Raw genomic sequence first — 18,753 nt, forward strand, 5'->3', positions numbered from 1 at the left:
GATCATGAGGTCAGGCGCCCTCACCCTCGGGCGGGGCGGGGAGATATACGCGCTTCAACGGAACCGCTGCGCGGTAGCGGCTGTCGAACTGTTCGTAGTGCTCCAAGATGAGCTTCACGAGGTTCTCGCCGTCGATCAGACGAATGTCCGGGACCGTCCGGGCGAACAACTCGGCCTTCGGGCTGATGGTGCCCAGTGTCACCAGCAATCCCTTTTCACCGCCCGACAGATTGCCCTTGAGCTGTTTGACCTCGGGCTCCCCGATCGACCCCTCTGTGCTCTTCACCTGCACCTTGATGATCGGGGGTTCGAGGCCGAGCGCATCCTTGTGTGCGATGATGTCCACGCCGCCGTCGCCCGACTTCTTGGTAACCCGGGCGCGGAAGCCCATTGCTTCGAGGAGGTGCGCGACGAAGTGCTCAAGCGCATGCCCTTTGAACTCGTGGGCGAGACGCTTCAGCACGAAATCCTCCGTGCTCTGCTCGCTCTCCATGACGACGGCTGCGACCGCTTCGTCCTCGCTCACCGGAGCGACGAAGGCCTCGCCGGTCAGCGCGGCGCGAAACTCGTCTGCGAAGTTCTTGACCTGAAACAGCGAGAGGGCGGACCCGATCTCATAAAGCGCGCCTTGGCTGAACTTGGTCCGGGGAAAAGACTTCAGCCACTCCACAGATCGCTGGTTCGGATAAGCCTTCGAAGCATCGGGGCGATGAGCATAGCCACCCGTCACACGCCCGATCCTCACGGTCCGGTCGAGCTTGGCAGGAAAGACCACCAGATCGCCCGGCTTGATCTCTTGGACGAAGCGGAACAGTTGGCCCGCAGCGACCGGAACATGCCCGGCGCTCTTGGTGGGGAAGACTTCGGAGTAGCGGGCTTTGAAGGCTTCGCGGGTAAGTTTGAGCCCCGAAAGATCGCCCATGGCAGGCCAACCGACGGCCACGCAGTTCTGATGGGTGAAGAGCGACTCCGCGTCCCCGGTCTTACCCGCGTGAATCCCCCAGATAATCTGTTCAGCCATTCAGCGTCCCCCCTGCTGTTCACCCTATAGGCGAGCCGTCGCTCTCACAACGACCGGAGCGTCCTAGTTCGGCCTCTGAATGGCGGAGGTCATTTCATCCCAAGGCGAATTTCGCCCAAGTGCCCGCCGCAGATTGCAGAAGGTTGTTCCACCGTCAAAATCCCGCCCAAAATCGTCGACATACGGCCTGCGTCGGCTGAGGCCGACTAACAAATCAGCGGTTCGCCGCTAGGCCCGCCATTGGCGCGCCGGGGACGCGAGTTCCGTCCCTAGAGACCTACCCATGACCTACGCTACCTCGAACAGCCGCGACAGCGCGGACGCTCGCATCGTGCTGACCAACAAGGAAGCCGCCCGCAAACTTGGAATCTCGCATCGGACGCTTGAGGACTGGCGGCTGACGAGCCGTGGGCCGCGCTTCGTGAAGCTTGGACGATTGGTTCGCTACCGGCTCCCTGATCTGCTCGACTTCATGGACCGAAACTCGTTCATGAACACAGCCCAAGCCGCAGCCGCCTGATAGCTGTGGATAAGCGGCTTTTCAGCCTCATGCTTCCACGTTGCTTCCACGGGTCTGGGCGCTACCATACGCTCGGCCCGCTGGGGCTTCTAGGTTGCTGATTTTTCAATAGAAAAATGGTGCCGCTTAGGTGACTCGAACACCTGACCCCCGCATTACGAATGCGATGCTCTACCAGCTGAGCTAAAGCGGCCTTGGCGCGGCGGCGGATGCCCGCCCGCGCGAGAGGCGCTCTTTATACGCGGGGCGCGGGCTTGCCAAGCGCCTCGAACAGCGCCGCCTCATCCGGATGGGCGGCGACGCGGATGTCCAGTCCGGCGACGGCGGTCAGCGGCGCGGCGGCGGCCTCCGATATGGCGACGGCGGCGCGTCCCCCCGACCCTCCGGCCGTCAGCAGCGCCGCCAGCGCCCTTCCGCCCCGAGGGGAATGGACCAGCACGGCGTCGAAGGCCGCGGGCGCGGCGGCGCCCGTCCCGACCGCCTTGTAGACCGGCAGGGCGCGGACCTCGACGCGGCCGGAGAGCAGCGCCGGCAGGTCGCCGGCCGGTTCGAGCGCGCCGGGGGCCAGGACGAGGCCGCCGGCCGGGGCCTCGGCCGAGAGCAGCCGGACCAGGTCGTCGATGGCGCCGGCGGCCGAACGGACGCGGACGAACCCCGCGGCGCGGGCCGCCTCGGCGGTGGCGTCGCCGACCGTGAACACCGGCAGGGCCCGGTCGTCCGACAGGGCGGCGAAGGCGGCGACGCCGTTGCGGCTGGTGAAGGCCAGGGCCGAGACGCCGCTCAGGTCCGCACCGGGCCGGGGAAGGGGGTGGATGGCCAGCAGCGGCGCGACCACCGGCTCGAAGCCGAGCGCCTCCAGCCGGGCGGCGGTGCGGGACGCGCCCGGCTCGGCGCGGGTGACCCAGACGCGGCGGATCGGCCTCAGGGCGCGCCCTCCGGTTCGCCCGCGGCGGCCCGCACCTCGGCGCCGAGGCGCAGGCCGAGAGCCCGGGCCTGCGCCGTCGCGTCGGCGGCCTCGACGTCGCCGATCTCGCCGGCGCGTCGCCAGCGCACCGAGCCGTCGGGGGCCAGCATCTCCGTGGTCAGCCGCAGCCGGCCGGCGGCGATTTCGGCATGGGCCCCGATGGCCGTGCGGCACGACCCCTCCAGCGCCGTCATCGCCCCCCGCTCGGCCGCCACCGCCAGGGCCGTGGCCGGATCGTCCAGCGCCGCCACCCACGGGGCGCCCCGGTCGTCGGCCCGGGTCTGCAGGGCCAGCGCCCCCTGTCCGGGCGCGGGCAGGAAGTCGTCGAGCGACAGCCGCTCGCGGATCACCCCCTCGAAGCCGAGCCGGTTCAGACCCGCCGCGGCCAGCAGGATGGCGTCGAACTCGCCGTCGGCCAGCTTGCGCAGCCGGGTGTCGACATTGCCGCGCAGCATCTCGATGGTCAGGTCCGGCCGCAGCGCCAGCGCCTGGGCCTGGCGGCGCAGCGAGGCGGTGCCCAGCCGCGCGCCCGCGGGCAGGTCGGCGAAACTGGCGAAGGCGTCGCTGACGAAGGCGTCGCGCGGATCCTCGCGCGGCGGGACGGCGGCGATGCACAGGCCGGGCGGCGGCTCGGCCGGCACGTCCTTCATCGAATGCACCGCTACGTCGACGCGGCCCTCCAGCAGCGCCTCCTCGATCTCCTTGGTGAACAGGGCCTTGCCGCCGATCTCCATCAGCCGCCGGTCCTGCACCCGGTCGCCGGTGGTGACGATCTCGACCAGCGGCACGGCCTCGGCCAGATCGGCGTCGGCCACGCCCAGGGCCCGGCCGATGGCGCGCTGCATCATGCCCGACTGGGTCAGGGCCAGTTTGGAGCGGCGCGTGCCGATGCGGACGAGAGGAGCCATGAGACAGCCGTTGCGCCGGGGGGTCGGGGTCGTTACCTCGACCCGATGGACAGGTCCGCCGACTATAGCAGCCAGGGGAGCCGGGCAACCGCGACTCCCCGCCGCGTGCTGACGGTGCTCGGCCTCGAGACCAGCTGCGACGAAACCGCCGCCTCGGTGGTGCGGCTGACCCCCGACGGCGCGGCGACGGTGCTGTCGTCGGTGGTGCACAGCCAGATCGACGACCACGCGGCCTATGGCGGGGTCGTGCCCGAGATCGCCGCCCGCAGCCATGTCGAGATGATCGCCGGCGTCACGTCGCGGGCCATGGCCGAAGCCGGCCTCGGCTACGACGGCCTCGACGGGGTCGCCGCCACGGCCGGGCCGGGGCTGGTCGGCGGGGTCATGGTCGGCCTCAGCTTCGGCAAGGCGGTGGCGCTGGCGCGGGACCTGCCGCTGGTGGCGGTCAACCACCTGGAGGGCCACGCGGTGTCGGCCCGGCTCGGCGCCATGGTGGCCTATCCCTTCCTGCTGCTGCTGGTCTCGGGCGGCCATTGCCAACTGCTGGAGGTGCGCGGGGTCGGCGACATGACCCGGCTGGGCACGACCATCGACGACGCCGCCGGCGAGGCCTTCGACAAGATCGCCAAGGCGCTGGGCCTCGGCTACCCCGGCGGCCCGGCGCTGGAGAAACTGGCGGAAACCGGCGACGGCGCGCGGTTCGACCTGCCGCGCGCGCTGCTGGGCCGCAAGGACTGCGACTTCTCCTTCTCGGGCCTGAAGACCGCCGCCTCGCGCCTCGCCCACGCCTGCGAGACGGAGCAGGACCGGGCCGACCTCGCCGACGCGGTGCAGACCGCCATCGCCCGCCAGCTCAGCGACCGCTCGGACCGCGCCATGAAGGCCTATGCCGAGGCTCACGACCACCGCCTCTTCGTCGTGGCCGGCGGTGTGGCGGCCAACCGCACCGTCCGATCCACCCTCGAAGCGACGGCGGCGAAGAACGGATTCGCCTTCCTCGCCCCGCCCATGGCCTATTGCACCGACAACGCGGCGATGATCGCCCTGGCGGGAGCGGAACGGTTGCAGAAGGGTTGGGTCTCCGACATCGACGCCATCGCCCGCCCGCGCTGGCCGCTGGATGAGAAGAGCGCGCTCGCCGACCCGGCCCACAAGCCGGGCCGCAAGGGCGCCAAGGCTTAGGGAGCACCCATGGAATTTCGCACGGCGGGAGTGATCGGCGCGGGCGCCTGGGGCACGGCCCTGGCCCAGGTGGCCGGCTGGGCGGGCCTCGACGTCCTGCTGCAGGCGCGCGAGCCGGAGGTGGCCGAGAGCATCCGCGAACGCCGCATCAACGAGGCCTTCCTGCCCGGGGTGGTCCTCGATAGCCGCGTCGCCGTCACCACCGAGCTGGCCGATCTGGCCGGCTGCGACGTCATCCTCGCCGTGCCCCCGGCCCAGCACATGCGTTCGACGCTGCAGGCCTTCGCCCCCCACCACCGCCCCGGCGTCCCCGTCGTCCTCTGCTCCAAGGGCGTCGAGCGCGGCTCGCTCAAGCTGATGACCGAGGTGCTGGCCGAGACCATCCCCGCCGCCCCCGCCGCCGTCCTGTCCGGCCCCAGCTTCGCCGCCGAGGTGGCCCGCGGCCTGCCCAGCGCCGTCACCCTGGCCTGCGCCGACACCACCCTCGGCGAGGCGCTGATGGAGACCCTGTCGGCCCCCGCCTTCCGCCCCTACCTCGCCGCCGACCTGATCGGCGCCGAGGTCGGCGGGGCGATCAAGAACGTGCTGGCCATCGCCTGCGGCATCAGCGAGGGCCGCGGCTTGGGCCGCAGCGCCCACGCCGCCCTGATCACCCGCGGTTTCGCCGAGATGACCCGCCTGGGCGTCGCCCTCGGCGGCGAGGCCGAGACCGTGGCCGGCCTGTGCGGCCTCGGCGACCTGGTCCTGACCTGCTCCAGCCCCCAGTCGCGCAACATGAGCCTCGGCCTCGCCCTCGGTCAGGGCCAGAGCGTCGAACAGGCCCTGGCCGGCAAGCGCTCGGTGGCCGAGGGCTATGAGTCCGCCCCCGCCGTGCGCGAACTGGCCGAGAAGACGGGCGTCGACATGCCCATCTCCATGGCCGTCGCCGCCCTGCTCGCCGGCGAGACCACGGTGCAGGGCATGATCGACGCCCTGCTGTCCCGCCCGCTCAAGGCCGAGCGGCATTGAGCGACCCGGCCCCAGCGGAGCGCAAGCGCGTCTGGACCACCCCGCCCAACGTTCCCCTGTGCCCCGAGGCCGAGCTCGCCGACCCCGGCGCGCGCAGCTTCGTGCTGCAGATCGGCGAGGCCTTCTTCCACGGCTTCGTGGTCCGCAAGGCCGGCCGGGTCGCCGGCTACGTCGACCGCTGCCCGCATCAGGGCTACCCCCTGGCCCTCGAGCTGGACCGCTACCTGACCCCCGACGGCGAGCGCATCCTGTGCGGCTGGCACGGCGCGGTGTTCGAGCCCCTCACCGGCCTGTGCACCGGCGGCCCCTGCGCCGGCGGCCGGCTGACGCCCTGGCCGGTCACGGTCGCCGACGGGATGATCCGGACGGCGTGACGCGCCCAAAAAACCCCGCGAGCGCTAGCGTCCACGCCTCTGCCCCATCCCCCGAAACGTCCGCTCGACCTCTTCGAGTATCCGCTCCAACTGCCGGACGTCGGCCTGCCGGCCCGCCTCCATCGCCCGCAGCATGGCGTTCAGGATCTCGACACAGGTCCCCTCCGGATCGTTCCAGTCGAGGCGGAACCCCGCGCCCGGCGACAGCGCCTTCGGCGGCGGCTTCAGCCCCGCCGCCCGCCGCATCCGTCGCAGGGTCAGGAAGTCCGACGCCCGCCCCTCGCGCGCCGCCGCCGTCTCCAGCGCCGTCAGCGCCGCCGCATTGGCCTCCGGGTCGTCGGGATCATAGTCGAACGCCAGCCCCGCCCGTCCCGCCGACGCGGCCCCCGACCCCGCCGCCGCCGCCGCCGGCCCGCGCGGCCGCCAGACCGCCTCCGGCCGGTCCATCTTGCGCATCCCGCGCGCCGTCGCCTGGCGCGAGATCGTCGCCTCGGCCACGCCATGCTCCACGGCCAGCGCCTCGATCGGCTCCCCGGCCACATAGCGCGTCAGCAGCCCGCCCCAGCGCCCCGGCGTCATCCCGCTGCGGCTCTGGGCGAACACATGGTCCGCCGGCCAGCCCCCCTCCGGCCGCTTCCGGTGATCGACCCATCCCGGCGTCACCCCGCGCTTCAGCCCCCGCTTCTTCGCCTGCCAGTTCATGGTGCTGATCGACACCCCCAGCTCGACCGCCAGGTCGCGCCGCCGCTCCCCCGCCTTCTCCCGCTCGAAGGCCGCGTCCCAGACCGCGTCCGCATGTTTGCCCGGCTTGCCCATGCGCGGACTCTAGCCCGGCCGCTTCCTGTGGCGGGCAAAACCCCTCCCGCGCCCCGCAAAGGCCCATGACAGCAGCAAACCGGGCGCCGGCAATAAAGTTTTAGCCGGCAGATCCCACATCGCAGCCCGGAGCGCCGCCGGCGCCTCCAGAACGCTCCCTGATCAAGGTTCATCTACCATTGGTTGATGAACGCTCGCCTTGGCTGCAACCTCTGCTGCATAGCCTTGGGGGAGGATTTAATGAAGATCGCCGCACTCGGACTGGCGCTTGCCGCGTCCCTGGGCCTGACCGCCTGCCAGCACCTGACGCCGGACTATCGCGCGATCGGCGAGAAGGTGAACGGCACGGCCCTGATCAATCTGCCCCTCACCCACGCTTTCGCGAAACGCTTCGGCGATGAGACCGCCGCCACGACGGACAAGGCGCGCCGCGACCTGCGCCGCGAGATGGTCGCCACCCTGCTGGCCGTCTCCGACGTCCGCTGCGAGAACTACCTCGTCGGCGTCAGCGTCTCGGCCAACAGCACGCGCGCCGGCTTCGATCTGACCGGCCTCGCCCTCGGCACTGCCGGGGGCGTCGCCACGCCGGAGGACTCGGCCAATCTCCTGTCCGCCCTCTCCACCCTTGCGACGGGCGCGCGCCAGTCGCTCAGCGACACGGTGTTCGCGGGCCGCGACTATCCGGTCCTCTACGCCGCCATCCGCAACGGCCGCCGGGCCCAGCGCGACCGTTACCTCGACGCCGCCCACGATGGCGATTTCGACCGCTGGGGCCACAGCTCGATCGTCAGTCTGATGACCTCCTACGATCTCGACTGCGGCATCAACTACGGCCTCCAGCTTATCTCCGACGCCGTCGCCACCCAGGGGGCCCAGGGTCGCCGCGAAGTCGAGGTCGTCGACGACGAGACGCCGCCCTTGAACGACGGCGTGATTTCGGCGCCCGCCGCCAACGACTGAGGCGACCGCCTTTCCGGGCCGGAGCGCGCCGGCCGGCTCCCTGTGGATGCTCGAACAAAACGGGAACATTCGACTTGCCGGCCCGCCCGGGGCGTGGCTACGTCGACCCGGGTCGGCGTTCGCGTTCAAGGAGTTCCCCGTGCCACCAGTCCCCGCCGCCGACCCTCTCCCCCTCGACCCCCGCCTGCTCAGGCGCTGCAAGGCATCGACCTGACCAGCGCCGACGGCCGCGCCGGCCTGCGCACCCTCCTCGCCGAAATCGCCCGCCTCTCCCCCGACGCCGTGCTCCAGCAGGCCGCGGGCATCGACCTGCGGCGGGCGGGGTGGAGGAGGAACGCATCGCGTCCCGACGACGTCCGCTCAAGCAGCGAGGCCCCGCACGCCGGACGGTAGCGGCCCCTCTCATCCATCCGCGCTCAAGCAGCGAGGCCCCGCGGGCCGAGCGGCAGCGCCCTCACTTACCAAGCCGCGCTCCAGCCGCGAGCCGCCGCGCGGCGAGCGTTAGCGCCCCCTCTTTGCAAGAATGACCCGACGCAATCCCGACCGCTACACGGCGGCGGACTGGCAGGTGGCGGGCCGCACGGTCGGCGCCATCCTCGCCAACCACTGGCTGGTCTACACCGAGTGCGAGCTGTGCGAACTGCGCATCCGCGCCGACCTGAAACGCATCGCCCGCGAACGCGGGACCGGCTTCGTCCTGTGGGGGCGCAGCACGACCTGCCGGCGGGTGGGCTGCCCGGGCCGGGTCACCTTCTGGGTGCGGCCGCACGGGGCGAGCGGGGGTGTGGCGATGACGTGAGGGACCGCGGTGCCCGGGAGAACCACTTTAGAGATCCCGGAAGCGATCCTCGCGCGACTCAAGTGCTTGCGCTCCTAGCCGCGCAACTCATAAGCTCCGGTGATGGGGCGGGGATAAATCGTGCTGCAAACGCGAAAAATTGGGGCCAAGCAGTACTACGAGTACCTACCAGATCTGAACCATCGCTGCGGTGACATCTGGACTTCACTGCCTGCCCAAGGATTGCTTGGAAAGTCTCCGATTTCCGGTCTGGTCATTTCACCGGCGTGTGATCTGGCAAACAGGAAGACTGAGACGATTATCTTCCTGCCTATTATACCTGTCAGGAGCTATTTCTGTAGCTCAGGCGCTTTACCCGACGTAAGGGGCCGGATCATTGGTCTCCTGAAAGCTGGCAAGTGCGACCCTGGCCTTCACTGGCCGTCGGGCAAGTTCCTACCGCCCTCCGTCGAAGCCGTTGATTCCGCGGTCGAGGCAGTTACTGCCCACCTCAAGGTTAAGCAAAGAGGAAGGGCGGAAGCTACGGCCCTCGAACGAGCTGTCTCTGGGTTCTCGGTGCTCCGGCAAATCTCCCAAGGAAGTCCCAGCGCGCCTTCAGGACCGGAGTTGCCCCACCTGTTCGGCGCGGACTGGGAGAAAATAAAGACTGAGATTGTGACGAACTCATATCGGTCCGACATCCATTTCCTTCCCAAAGACGAGCAGGATAGCGGCTTTGCGGGACTGGCCAGCCACTCCTTGGTCTTATTTCGGTATCCCCTGACGGTGCCTGCGGAGGTGGTGGATTTGGCGCAAGCTACCCCTCAGGAATCTTGGCCGGCGGCGTGTAGCAGCCTTGCAGGGATTTATCCGGCGTCAGAATCTTTTCGTGCGGCCCAACCGCTCAAGGTCCTGTCATTGAAGAGCGAGTTTCTTGCTGACCTTCTGACGCGGTACTGCGCGGTCTATAGCCGCGTAGGATCGCCCGATTTTAGCGCCCATTCGCTGGTGCGGATTACAAAAGAGGTAGACCTTTAGATGAGGTACGTCGCCCTTCCCCAGCGGACCTGTGCGTGGCTGTTAACCCACAAAGGCATCGCCTCGGCACTAGCGACAACACTTCTCGAAGAAGACCTTCGGCCGCTACGGTCAGGAGAGCTAGCGCATGGGCCGCTGCGTATGGTCGGTTCCGCCGATGGCAGGCTACTAGCGATCTGGAATCGCGAGCACCTTACCGGCACTGGCTCTGAAGAATGGGCGGTATTTCGTCTCGAAAGCCCTTGCGGACTGCTGGATAGGCCTGAAATCGGCCATCAAGTATTTGAACGGACAATATACGTTGCGAATCAAAGGCTGCTTGGACTGGTCATCGACAGCGAGCTGATTCACAGGGCGCAACCTAACGGCACGCACACCTGCCTTGCTGGGCGAGGCTCCGAAGCCAGGAAATATTCTATCGGATACATCGAGATGGGCGGAACCGGCTCCTCTGGTGCCCGGGCTATAATGGTCCTTGGTCCGCAGCACGATTTTGGAGACCTCACCAAAGCCGTCGCGGATGAAGCCTCTGGCCTCAACAAGCTGCTGGTGCTCGCCAACTCGCTTACGGAAGGAACGCGCCGCCGCCCGCTAGTCGACGCCCCCGCCTTCCAAACCATTAGATCTGCGCTCTCTCCTTCGAACGCAGACTCCTCAAGTCTTCAGGATGTCAGCGTAGCGACACAATACGCGCCCGCCGCAGACGGAGTCAGTCCGTACGAAACCATCCACTGGAGCTACGATCAATGGGTTGAGAGCGGCCAACTCAACGAGGTCCAACGGCGAGTCCTAGAGGCCGACTCTTTGACCCGACACCCCGTGCGCATCATTGGACCGGCGGGCTCCGGGAAGACATTGCTGATGCAACTCTTGGCACTAAGGTATCTTCGGGCTGCCCAAGCCGACGAACGCCCTACCAAAATCCTATACGTCGTTCACAACGCCCCCATGGCCTCGGCCGTAGTAGATCGCTTGAGAGCCTTGGGCGCTGAAGAATACCTAACATCAGGGACATATAGCCTACAGGTTACTACTCTTGCTGAGTATGGCCGAAACATGATTGGCGTGTCTGAATCATCGGTGATCGACAAGGATGCCCACAAAACCAAGATGTTTCAGTTCGATCAGATCCGCGAAGCCTTGGCGGACACGGCAGTTAAACGGACTGATCTCACTGAGACGAGTAAGTTCATCTCTGAAATAGTAGCCAACGAGACGCTTCGCACCGTCTTCGCAGCGCTCATAATGGCGGAAATATCGACCGTTATAAAGGGCCGCGGATTAGTGGGCGACGAGAAGCGATATATTGCTGCTGAAGCACCGTTCAGCCGTTTGCACGGAATCATGACGGCGAACGAGCGTCGATTCGTGTTCGAAGTCTTCAAAAAGTATCATGAAGTTGTTTTTGAAGGGTTCGAAATGCTGGACTCCGATGATGTGGCGCTCTCACTTTCCGGTCGACTGAGAACTCCACTTTGGGAGCTTCGCAGGAAAATGGAAGGATTTGACTTCATTTTTGTGGACGAAGCACAATTATTCAATGAGAACGAGCGTCGGGTTTTTGCATATCTAGGTAAGGGAACAACCGCTCATGTTCCGATAGTGTTAGCACTTGATGAAGCTCAAGAACCGTTTGGTTTTAGCACGGCGGGGTTGGCGACTTTAGGAATTGAGGACATCGAGAGCGAGACTCTTCCTTCAAATCATCGATCTACTAAGGAAGTAGTGGCGCTTGCGTTTTTTGTTATCCAGCGGACCACCGACCTGTTTGGTGCAGACTTCCCCGATTTCGCAAGTTCGGGTGCCGATGCATCAGCCCGAGCCTCTGGTCTTAAGCCCGCTCTAGTCAAGTGCAATGAGGAAGCGAAAAGCTTTTCTCGCTTCGTGCTGAAGGCAGTACAAAAGCTCAGAGCCAAAAACGTCCGCCAAATCGCCGTCATTTGTCACGCGGATCGCTATTGGGATTCAATACGCACAGAGCTTGAGGCATCGCAACTCCCTCTGCACGTGATTTCCCAACGGGGCGAAAAGCTGTCTCCAGACCAACCGCTCGTTGTTCTGAGCCGCCCAGCGTTTGTCGGAGGTCAAGAGTTCGATGCTGTGATTATCGTTGGGCTTGAGCAGGGTGTCACACCCCCAAGGGTCACCGACAACCCTCCGCTTTCAGCGGCGCTGGAGCAGCAAACGCTTCGCGAAATGTATCTTGCGATATCCAGAGCCAAAAACAGAGTGGTCGTTGTCCTAAATCGCGACGCGACTCCAAATTCCATTATTGCGGACGCACTTCAGAAGGGATTGATCATCGAAGGGGACACAGACGACTAGCTCCCCCTCAATGCGCCTCGTCGCAGTTCCCCTTCGCCCGCGCCCCACCACCAGCGGCACTGACAGCGACGGCCGGCTCCGCCGCCCCCTCCATGGTCCGCTTGATCACCGCGATGGCCGCCTCCGCCACCCCCTTCCGAGGCCTCGAAGACCAGTTCGTCGTGGACCTTGGGTAGCCCTTTCCCGTGTCCCGCCCCGCTACGCCTCCGGGTCGACCCCGCACGCGCTCGCAGTACCGGCGCCGGAGCTCTTCAAACGCTGCCTCTTCGGCCGGCGTGGGGTCGGGACAGGCCGCATAGACCTCTTCCTCCGTCGGCCAGTCGACCGGCTCCCCGGCCCCGCAGTCGGCGCAATCCCTCCTCGCCGAACAGGCGCGCCATCTGGATGGAGGTCACTTCCTTCTCGCGCGCGTCGTCGCGGGGGAACAATTCATCGAGCCACGGCCCCACCACGGCGCGCCGGTCGGAATCAAGGCCGTCCATCATCTCGTCGCGGTAGGAGGCTGGCAGCTGACTGCCCGCCGCCAATTCGTCAAACATGTCGCGGGCCAGGGCCAGGGCGGCCGGCGTCGGCTCGGGGCCGGTCCAGCCGCCGAAGGGCTCCCGATCCGGCGGCCGGAAACGAACGGTCGTCTGGATCCGGGTCGGGACGATTTCGCCGTCCCGCCGCGCCGCGGTGAATTCCCCGGTGGCCACCATGGCCTGCGCCGCCGCGCCGAAACCCATGCCATGCGGGGCCTCCCGGGCCACCTCGCAGGGTCCCGGATGACCATCGGCCTCGATCGGACAGATGAGGAGCACGCGGCCGGCTTCTCCCAGCATGCCGGCGAAGCCCGGATAGAGATCGGAGGCCACGTCCGGCTGCACCGGACGGGACCAACGCGCATTCGTCCGCTCCTGCGCCGCCGCAATCCCGCCGGGAGCCGCCAGCAACGCCGCCAGAGACAATGTCGTGATCGCTCGCCTCATACAGCCCCCTCCGGTTGTATCGACATCCGAGCACGCGGCCCCCCGCGTGTCCACGGCGGCCCTAATGCGCCTCGTCCCAGTTCCCCGCCGCCCGCGCCTCCACCACCAGCGGCACGGTCAGCGCCACGGCCGGTTCCGCCGCCCCTTCCATGGTGCGCTTGATCACCGCGATGGCCGCCTCCGCCATCCCTGCCGGGGCCTCGAACACCAGTTCGTCGTGGACCTGCAGCAGCATCTTCACCTCTGACAGGCCCGCCGCCGCCAGCGCCCCCGGCATCCGCACCATGGCCCGGCGGATGATGTCGGCCGCCGCGCCCTGGATCGGGGCGTTGATGGCGGCGCGTTCGCCGAACTGGCGCTCGGCGCCCGACTTGGAATGGATGGCCGGGATGTGGATGCGGCGGCCGAACACCGTGTGCACCATGCCGCGCTCGCGGACCTCGGCGCGGGTCGCGTCCATATAGGCGCGGATGCCGGGGAAGCGCTCGAAATAGGTCTTGATGTAGGCCCCGGCCTCGCCCTGGTCGATGCCCAGCTGGTTGGCCAGGCCGAAGGCCGAGATGCCGTAGACGATGCCGAAATTGATCGCCTTGGCGCGGCGGCGGGTCTCGGGATCCATCTGGTCGACGGGGACGCCGAACATCTCGCTGGCCGTGGCGGTGTGGATGTCGACGCCGGCGGCGAAGGCGCGCTTCAGCTCGGGGATGTCGCCGATGTGGGCCAGCAGGCGCAGCTCGATCTGGGAATAGTCGGCGCTGATCAGGACATGGCCGGGGGCGGCGATGAAGGCCTGGCGGATCTGGCGGCCGGTCTCGGTGCGGATCGGGATGTTCTGCAGGTTGGGGTCGCTGCTGGCGAGGCGGCCGGTGGTGGCGGCGGCCAGCTGGTAGGAGGTGTGGACGCGGTCGGTGCGGTCGTCGGCGGCCTCGATCAGGGCGTCGGTATAGGTGCCCTTCAGCTTGGCCAGCTGGCGCCAGTCCAGCAGGACGCGCGGCAGTTCGTGGGTCAGGGCCAGGGTCTCGAGCGTCGAGGCCTCGGTGCCCCACTGGCCGCTGGCGGTCTTCTTGCCGCCGGGCAGGGCCATGTCGCCGAACAGGATGTCGCCGATCTGGCGCGGGGAGCCGACGTTGAACGGGCGGCCGGCCAGTTCGTGGGCGCGCTGTTCCAGCTCGGCCATGCGCAGGCCGAACTCGCTGGACAGCCGCTTGAGCCGGTCGGGGTCGACGCGGACGCCGGCGCGCTCCATGTCGGCCAGCACCGCGGGCAGGGGGCGCTCCAGGGTCTCGTAGACCGTGGTCAGCTTCGCCTCGCCCAGCCGCGGCTTGAGGATGCGCCACAGCCGCAGGGTCACGTCGGCGTCCTCGGCCGCGTAGCAGGTGGCCGGCTTGAGCTCGACGTGTTTGAACGACTTCTGGGCCTTGCCCGTCCCGGCCACGCTCTTGAACGCGATCGGCTCGTGCCCCAGATGCAGCCTCGCGAGTTCGTCCATCCCATGCCCGTGCAGGCCGCCTTCCAGCACGTACGAGATCAGCATGGTGTCGTCGATCGGCCCGACCCGGATGCCCCGCTGGGCCATGACCGCCAGGTCGTACTTCCCGTTCTGGACGACCTTGAGAACCGCCGGATTCTCCAGAATTCCCTTTAAACGTGTAAGCGCCTCGGCTTTCGCGATCTGCGTCAGGGGCTCCCGCTGGTCGGTCTCGCCGCCGAAATCCAGCCCGCCCGCCCCGGCCATCGGCGCATGCTCGTGGGTCAGGGGGACGTAGCAGGCGTCGTTCGGCCCGATCGCCAGCGACACCCCGCACAGCCCCGCATGCGTCGCGCTGAGCGCATCCGTCTCGCAGTCGAAGCCCACGACCCCCGCCAGCGTCGCCCGGTCGATCCAGCGGTCCAGCTCCTCCAGCGTCTGGACGCAGACGTAGGCGTCCATGTCGAAGGTCTGGCCCTCGACCGGCGCGGTTGGGGCGCTCGGGGCGTAGCGGGGCGAGATAACCGGCGCCGTCATCGGCTTCGGCGCGAAGGCCGAGGGGCCGTCGCGGGCCGGGGTCTTGCCGTCGCCGACGCGGGTGCGCAGCGAGCGGAACTCCATCTCGTCGAGGAAGGCGGCGAGGATTTCGGGGTCGGGGTCGCGGACGGCGAAGTCGTCGATTGGCTCGGGCGCGGGGGCGTCGCAGGTCAGGGTCACCAGCTCGCGGCTGAGCAGGATCTGGTCGCGGAAATTGAGCAGGGTCTCGCGGCGCTTGGGCTGTTTGATCTCGCCGGCGCGGGCCAGCAGGGTGTCGAGGTCGCCGTATTCGTCGAGCAGCTGGGCCGCCGTCTTGGGACCGATGCCGGGGGCGCCCGGGACGTTGTCGACGCTGTCGCCGATCAGGGCCTGAAGGTCGATCATCTTGTCCGGAGTCACCCCGAACTTCTCGAAGACCGCCTCCTCGGCCAGGCGGCGGTCCTTCATCGGATCCCACATGACGACGGAGGGGCCGATCAGCTGCATCAGGTCCTTGTCGGACGAGACGATCACCGCCTCGCCGCCCGCGTCGCGGGCCTTGCAGGCGTACGTCGCGATCAGGTCGTCGGCCTCGTAGCCGGGCAGTTCGACGCAATGCACCCCGAACGCCGCCGTCGCCCGCCGGACCAGCGGGAACTGCGGGATCAGGTCCTCCGGCGGCGCGCTGCGGTTGGCCTTGTACTGATCATACAGCGTGTTCCGGAACGTCTTCTCCGAATGATCGAAGATCGCCACCAGATGCGTCGGCCCATCCGTCCCCTTCATGTCCCGCAACAGCTTCCACAGCATGTTGCAATACCCCTGCACCGCCCCCACCGGCAGCCCGTCCGACTTCCGCGTCAGCGGCGGCAGGGCGTGATAGGCGCGGAAGATGTAGGCCGAGGCGTCGATCATCCACAGCCGCAGCGCGGGGCCGTCCTGGGTCAACGGGCGGTCGATGGTTTCAGCGGGCGCGTCGGTCATGGCGCGAACATAGGCGGGCGCGCCGCCGCCGTCACCGCCCGTGCGTCAGGAGATCCAGGTGTTCTTGCACTCGCCGGCCGTCCAGCCGTTGAAGCCGGAATAGACGCGGCACTCGTAGCCCATGCCGGCCAGCGGGCCGTGCAGGATGCCCGTCTCGACGATAGCGCCGCTGCTGTCGTAGCGGGGCTGTTTGAACGACACCCACTGCACGCGCTGCGGCTGCGGCCGGTGCTCGGGGTCGAAGGTCGAGGGGAAGCGGAGGCCGTAACGGCTCCAGTCGCAATGCGGGGCCCAGTCCGAGCCCTCGCCGTCCAGCCACAGCGGGGGCGGCAGGTTGTCGGTGGTGTTGAACCGGTAGTGGTCCCGGGCCACGGCGGCGATGACGGCGCAGTCGTTGCCGAGCTCGCCCGCGGGGACCGTTACCTCCGCACCCGCTTCCGGCGGCGGCGGCTCGAGGGGCGCGCAAGCCGACAGCGTGGTCAGGACGGCGGCGATGGCGGCGAAGGCGCGCATGGGCGGCTCCCTATTTCGAGCGCAGGCCGGTGATGGTGCGGTTGGGGGCGATATCCTCGGCCGAGGTGATCAGGTGAACGAGGGCCGGACGGCCGGCGTTCCGCGCCGCCGCCAGCGCGGCCGGGAAGTCCTCCGTCCGCTCGCAGCGCACGCCGAACGCCCCGAACGCCTCGGCGTATTTGACGAAGTCGGGGTTCTTCAGGTCGGTGGCGATGGTCCGCTGGGCGCCCGGGTAGTGCGTTTCCTGGTGCATGCGGATGGTGCCGTAGGTCCCGTTGTCGACGACCACCGTCACCGTATTGATTCCGTACTGGACCGCCGTGGCCAGCTCCTGCCCGGTCATCAGATAGTCGCCGTCGCCGGCGATGCAGATCACATCGCGGTCCGGGTGAACCGACTTGGCGGCGACGGCGGCGGGATAGCCGTAGCCCATGGCGCCGGACGTCGGCGCCAGCTGGGTGTGCATGGCCCGGTGACGATGGAAACGGTGCAGCCAGGCGGCGAAATTGCCGGCGCCGTTGGTCAGGATGGCGTCAGCGGGCAGGACCTCGGCCAGATGGCGGATGACCTCGCTCATGTTGACCGCACCGGTCACCTGGACCGGCTGGATGAAGGCTTCATAGTCGGCGTGGGCAGCCTGCGCCTGCGCCTTCCAGTCGCGGCCCGGCTCGATGGCCGACAGGGCGAGAGCCGCCAGCGAACAGTTGGCCGTGGCCCCGATCAGCGTGGGCCAGACGCGGCCCAGCTCTTCCGGTCCCGGATGGATGTGGATCAGGGTCCCGGCGGTCCGCTCGCGGTCCAGCAGGGTGTAGCCCAGCGTCGGATTCTCCCCCAGCCGGGCGCCCACGGCGATGATCAGGTCGGCGTCCTTGACCCGTTGGATCAGTTTCGGGTTCGGCCCCAGGCCGAGATCGCCGGCATAGTTGGAGCGGTCATTGGACAGGAGGTCCTTGCGGCGGAAGGACAGGGCGACGGGCAGGCCGATGCGTTCAGCCCAGTCGCCGATGGCGGCCGCGGCCTCCTCGCTCCAGCCGGAACCACCCAGCACCAGCAGCGGCCGCTCGGCCCCGGCCAGCCGGTCGCGCACCGCCTTGACGAAGGCGGGATCAAGCGCCGCCTTCGCCGGCGTCACCGGCCGGACTGGGGCCGGGCCGCCGTCGGCATGCAGGATGTCCTCGGGCAGGGCGATGACCACAGGCCCCATCCGTCCCTGAAGGGCGGTGGCGAAGGCGCGCTCGACGACCTCGACGGTGCGTTCCGGGCTTTCGATCTCGGTCGCCCATTTGGCCAGTCCGCCGAACACCTCGCGGTAATCGACCTCCTGGAAGGCGCCGCGCCCCCGGTCGGCCAAGGCGATCTGGCCGACGAACAGGATCATCGGCGTGGAGTCCTGATGCGCCGTGTGCACGCCGATCGAGGCGTGGGTCGCACCGGGACCGCGCGTGACCATGCATACGCCGGGCTTACCGGTCAGCTTGCCATACGCCTCGGCCATGTTGGCTGCGCCCGCCTCGTGGCGGCAGGCGATGACCTCGATGCGGTCGCGCACGTCGGCCAGAGCGTCCAGCACCGCGAGATAGCTTTCGCCCGGCACGCAGAAGACGCGGTCGATCCCGTTCACGACAAGGGTCTCGACGAGGCGGCGGGCGGCGGTATTCTGTGGTTGCTGGGTCATCCCGGCGGGTTAGCAGACGGCTCCAGAGTTGGCCATGCAACCCCACGGCCACGCTTGGCGTTTGAGCGATGGCATTCAACGTCGAAGGGCACCTCCCATGAAAAAGATCATCGCGCTCAGCCTCGTGGCCGCCGCGCTCGCGGTTTCGGCCTGCAACACCGTCGCCGGCGTCGGCCGCGACGTCCAGGCCGCCGGATCCGCCGTCGCCGGCGCCGCCAACGACGCCAAGAACTGATTTGATGCGACGGGGCCCCGGGCCGCGTGGCCCGGGCCCCGGTCTCGCATCATCCCCGGGGCGGGCCCTCAGGCCTTCACCCCCAACGCCGAAAGGGCACGGACCATGGGTATGCTGGACGACGTGATGGGCGGTCTCGGCAAGGACGCGGGCGGCGGCATCGCCGACCTCCTCAAGGGTCAGGGCGGCCTCGGCGGCCTGATGGAGAAGTTCGGTCAGAACGGCCTCGGCGACGTGGCCGGCTCGTGGGTCGGCAAGGGCGCCAACATGAATATCTCGCCCGAGCAGATCAGCCAGGTGCTGGGCTCCGGCCCGATCGCGGACTTCGCGCGCAAGCTGGGCGTCTCGCCCGAGCAGGCCAGCGAGACCCTCGCGGGCCTGCTGCCCGAGGCGGTGGACCGGCTGACGCCTGGCGGCACGGCGGACGGCGCCGACGACCTGCTGGACAAGCTGCCCGGCGGCGTCGGCGACATGATCGGCGGCTTTCTGAAGCGCTAGCG

The 18,753-nt window shown here is 68.1% G+C and carries 18 protein-coding genes and 1 tRNA gene; 10 read left to right on the forward strand and 9 right to left on the reverse strand.

Annotated features, from left to right (window positions below; translation table 11 throughout):
* Positions 1-10: 10 nt before the first annotated feature.
* A complete protein-coding gene (locus ACSQ1L_RS13125) occupies positions 11-1,021 on the reverse strand; it encodes a restriction endonuclease (RefSeq protein WP_435995311.1) in 1,011 nt (336 codons plus the stop codon).
* Between the two features lie 283 nt (positions 1,022-1,304).
* Between ACSQ1L_RS13125 and ACSQ1L_RS13130 the strand changes: the two genes are divergently transcribed.
* On the forward strand, positions 1,305-1,541 hold the full coding sequence (locus tag ACSQ1L_RS13130; RefSeq protein ID WP_435995313.1) for a helix-turn-helix domain-containing protein: 237 nt from the start codon (positions 1,305-1,307) through the stop codon (positions 1,539-1,541).
* A gap of 117 nt (positions 1,542-1,658) precedes the next feature.
* Here ACSQ1L_RS13130 and ACSQ1L_RS13135 read toward each other — a convergent pair.
* From ACSQ1L_RS13135 to hemC, 3 genes are all read right to left on the reverse strand, one after another.
* A tRNA-Thr gene (locus ACSQ1L_RS13135) sits at positions 1,659-1,734 on the reverse strand.
* Positions 1,735-1,776: 42 nt separating this feature from the next.
* Entirely contained in the window at positions 1,777-2,466 is a 690-nt protein-coding gene (locus tag ACSQ1L_RS13140; RefSeq protein WP_435995392.1) for a uroporphyrinogen-III synthase, read from the reverse strand.
* On the reverse strand, positions 2,463-3,413 hold the full coding sequence (gene hemC / locus ACSQ1L_RS13145; protein WP_435995315.1) for a hydroxymethylbilane synthase: 951 nt from the start codon (positions 3,411-3,413) through the stop codon (positions 2,463-2,465). The genes ACSQ1L_RS13140 and hemC overlap by 4 nt, the downstream gene beginning before the upstream one ends.
* A gap of 45 nt (positions 3,414-3,458) precedes the next feature.
* On the opposite strand from hemC, the gene tsaD reads away from it, so the two are divergent.
* The 3 genes from tsaD to ACSQ1L_RS13160 are packed head-to-tail and all read left to right on the forward strand — an operon-like array spanning position 3,459 to position 5,977.
* A complete protein-coding gene (gene tsaD, locus ACSQ1L_RS13150; protein ID WP_435995317.1) occupies positions 3,459-4,595 on the forward strand; it encodes a tRNA (adenosine(37)-N6)-threonylcarbamoyltransferase complex transferase subunit TsaD in 1,137 nt (378 codons plus the stop codon).
* Between the two features lie 9 nt (positions 4,596-4,604).
* On the forward strand, positions 4,605-5,603 hold the full coding sequence (locus ACSQ1L_RS13155; protein WP_435995319.1) for an NAD(P)H-dependent glycerol-3-phosphate dehydrogenase: 999 nt from the start codon (positions 4,605-4,607) through the stop codon (positions 5,601-5,603).
* The gene (locus ACSQ1L_RS13160) at positions 5,600-5,977 is read left to right on the forward strand and encodes a Rieske (2Fe-2S) protein (protein WP_435995321.1); all 378 of its coding nucleotides are present in this window, start codon (positions 5,600-5,602) and stop codon (positions 5,975-5,977) included. Before ACSQ1L_RS13155 ends, ACSQ1L_RS13160 begins: the two co-directional genes overlap by 4 nt.
* Before the next feature lie 24 nt (positions 5,978-6,001).
* Here ACSQ1L_RS13160 and ACSQ1L_RS13165 read toward each other — a convergent pair whose 3' ends face one another.
* Entirely contained in the window at positions 6,002-6,793 is a 792-nt protein-coding gene (locus ACSQ1L_RS13165; protein WP_435995323.1) for a hypothetical protein, read from the reverse strand.
* 240 nt (positions 6,794-7,033) lie between these two features.
* Between ACSQ1L_RS13165 and ACSQ1L_RS13170 the strand changes: the two genes are divergently transcribed.
* The 4 genes from ACSQ1L_RS13170 to ACSQ1L_RS13185 all read left to right on the forward strand — a co-directional run bounded on the left by ACSQ1L_RS13170 (position 7,034) and on the right by ACSQ1L_RS13185 (position 11,894).
* Positions 7,034-7,753 carry a hypothetical protein gene (locus ACSQ1L_RS13170; protein WP_435995325.1) on the forward strand — a complete coding sequence of 240 codons (720 nt, stop codon included), beginning with the start codon at positions 7,034-7,036 and terminating at the stop codon, positions 7,751-7,753.
* Positions 7,754-8,276: 523 nt separating this feature from the next.
* Complete coding sequence (locus tag ACSQ1L_RS13175; protein ID WP_435995327.1) at positions 8,277-8,552, forward strand: hypothetical protein; 276 nt, start codon at positions 8,277-8,279, stop codon at positions 8,550-8,552.
* 606 nt (positions 8,553-9,158) lie between these two features.
* The gene (locus ACSQ1L_RS13180; RefSeq protein ID WP_435995329.1) at positions 9,159-9,569 is read left to right on the forward strand and encodes a hypothetical protein; all 411 of its coding nucleotides are present in this window, start codon (positions 9,159-9,161) and stop codon (positions 9,567-9,569) included.
* On the forward strand, positions 9,570-11,894 hold the full coding sequence (locus ACSQ1L_RS13185; RefSeq protein ID WP_435995331.1) for a 3'-5' exonuclease: 2,325 nt from the start codon (positions 9,570-9,572) through the stop codon (positions 11,892-11,894). It abuts the gene before it with no gap.
* Positions 11,895-12,145: 251 nt separating this feature from the next.
* Here ACSQ1L_RS13185 and ACSQ1L_RS13190 read toward each other — a convergent pair whose 3' ends face one another.
* The 4 genes from ACSQ1L_RS13190 to ACSQ1L_RS13205 form a co-directional block, all read right to left on the reverse strand.
* Positions 12,146-12,862 carry an energy transducer TonB gene (locus ACSQ1L_RS13190; protein WP_435995333.1) on the reverse strand — a complete coding sequence of 239 codons (717 nt, stop codon included), beginning with the start codon at positions 12,860-12,862 and terminating at the stop codon, positions 12,146-12,148.
* A gap of 61 nt (positions 12,863-12,923) precedes the next feature.
* Complete coding sequence (polA, locus tag ACSQ1L_RS13195) at positions 12,924-15,830, reverse strand: DNA polymerase I (RefSeq protein WP_435995335.1); 2,907 nt, start codon at positions 15,828-15,830, stop codon at positions 12,924-12,926.
* 45 nt (positions 15,831-15,875) lie between these two features.
* Positions 15,876-16,343 carry a hypothetical protein gene (locus ACSQ1L_RS13200; protein WP_435995337.1) on the reverse strand — a complete coding sequence of 156 codons (468 nt, stop codon included), beginning with the start codon at positions 16,341-16,343 and terminating at the stop codon, positions 15,876-15,878.
* A gap of 10 nt (positions 16,344-16,353) precedes the next feature.
* Positions 16,354-18,018 carry a thiamine pyrophosphate-binding protein gene (locus ACSQ1L_RS13205; protein ID WP_435995339.1) on the reverse strand — a complete coding sequence of 555 codons (1,665 nt, stop codon included), beginning with the start codon at positions 18,016-18,018 and terminating at the stop codon, positions 16,354-16,356.
* 97 nt (positions 18,019-18,115) lie between these two features.
* Here ACSQ1L_RS13205 and ACSQ1L_RS13210 point away from each other — a divergent pair, with 97 nt between their 5' ends.
* Positions 18,116-18,253 carry an entericidin A/B family lipoprotein gene (locus ACSQ1L_RS13210; RefSeq protein WP_435995341.1) on the forward strand — a complete coding sequence of 46 codons (138 nt, stop codon included), beginning with the start codon at positions 18,116-18,118 and terminating at the stop codon, positions 18,251-18,253.
* A 105-nt stretch (positions 18,254-18,358) separates the two neighbouring features.
* On the forward strand, positions 18,359-18,751 hold the full coding sequence (locus ACSQ1L_RS13215; RefSeq protein ID WP_435995342.1) for a YidB family protein: 393 nt from the start codon (positions 18,359-18,361) through the stop codon (positions 18,749-18,751).
* The last annotated feature ends 2 nt before the right edge of the window (positions 18,752-18,753 follow it).

Origin of the sequence: Brevundimonas sp. LjRoot202 (assembly GCF_964253355.1) — a bacterium.
Classification (GTDB): Bacteria; Pseudomonadota; Alphaproteobacteria; order Caulobacterales; family Caulobacteraceae; genus Brevundimonas.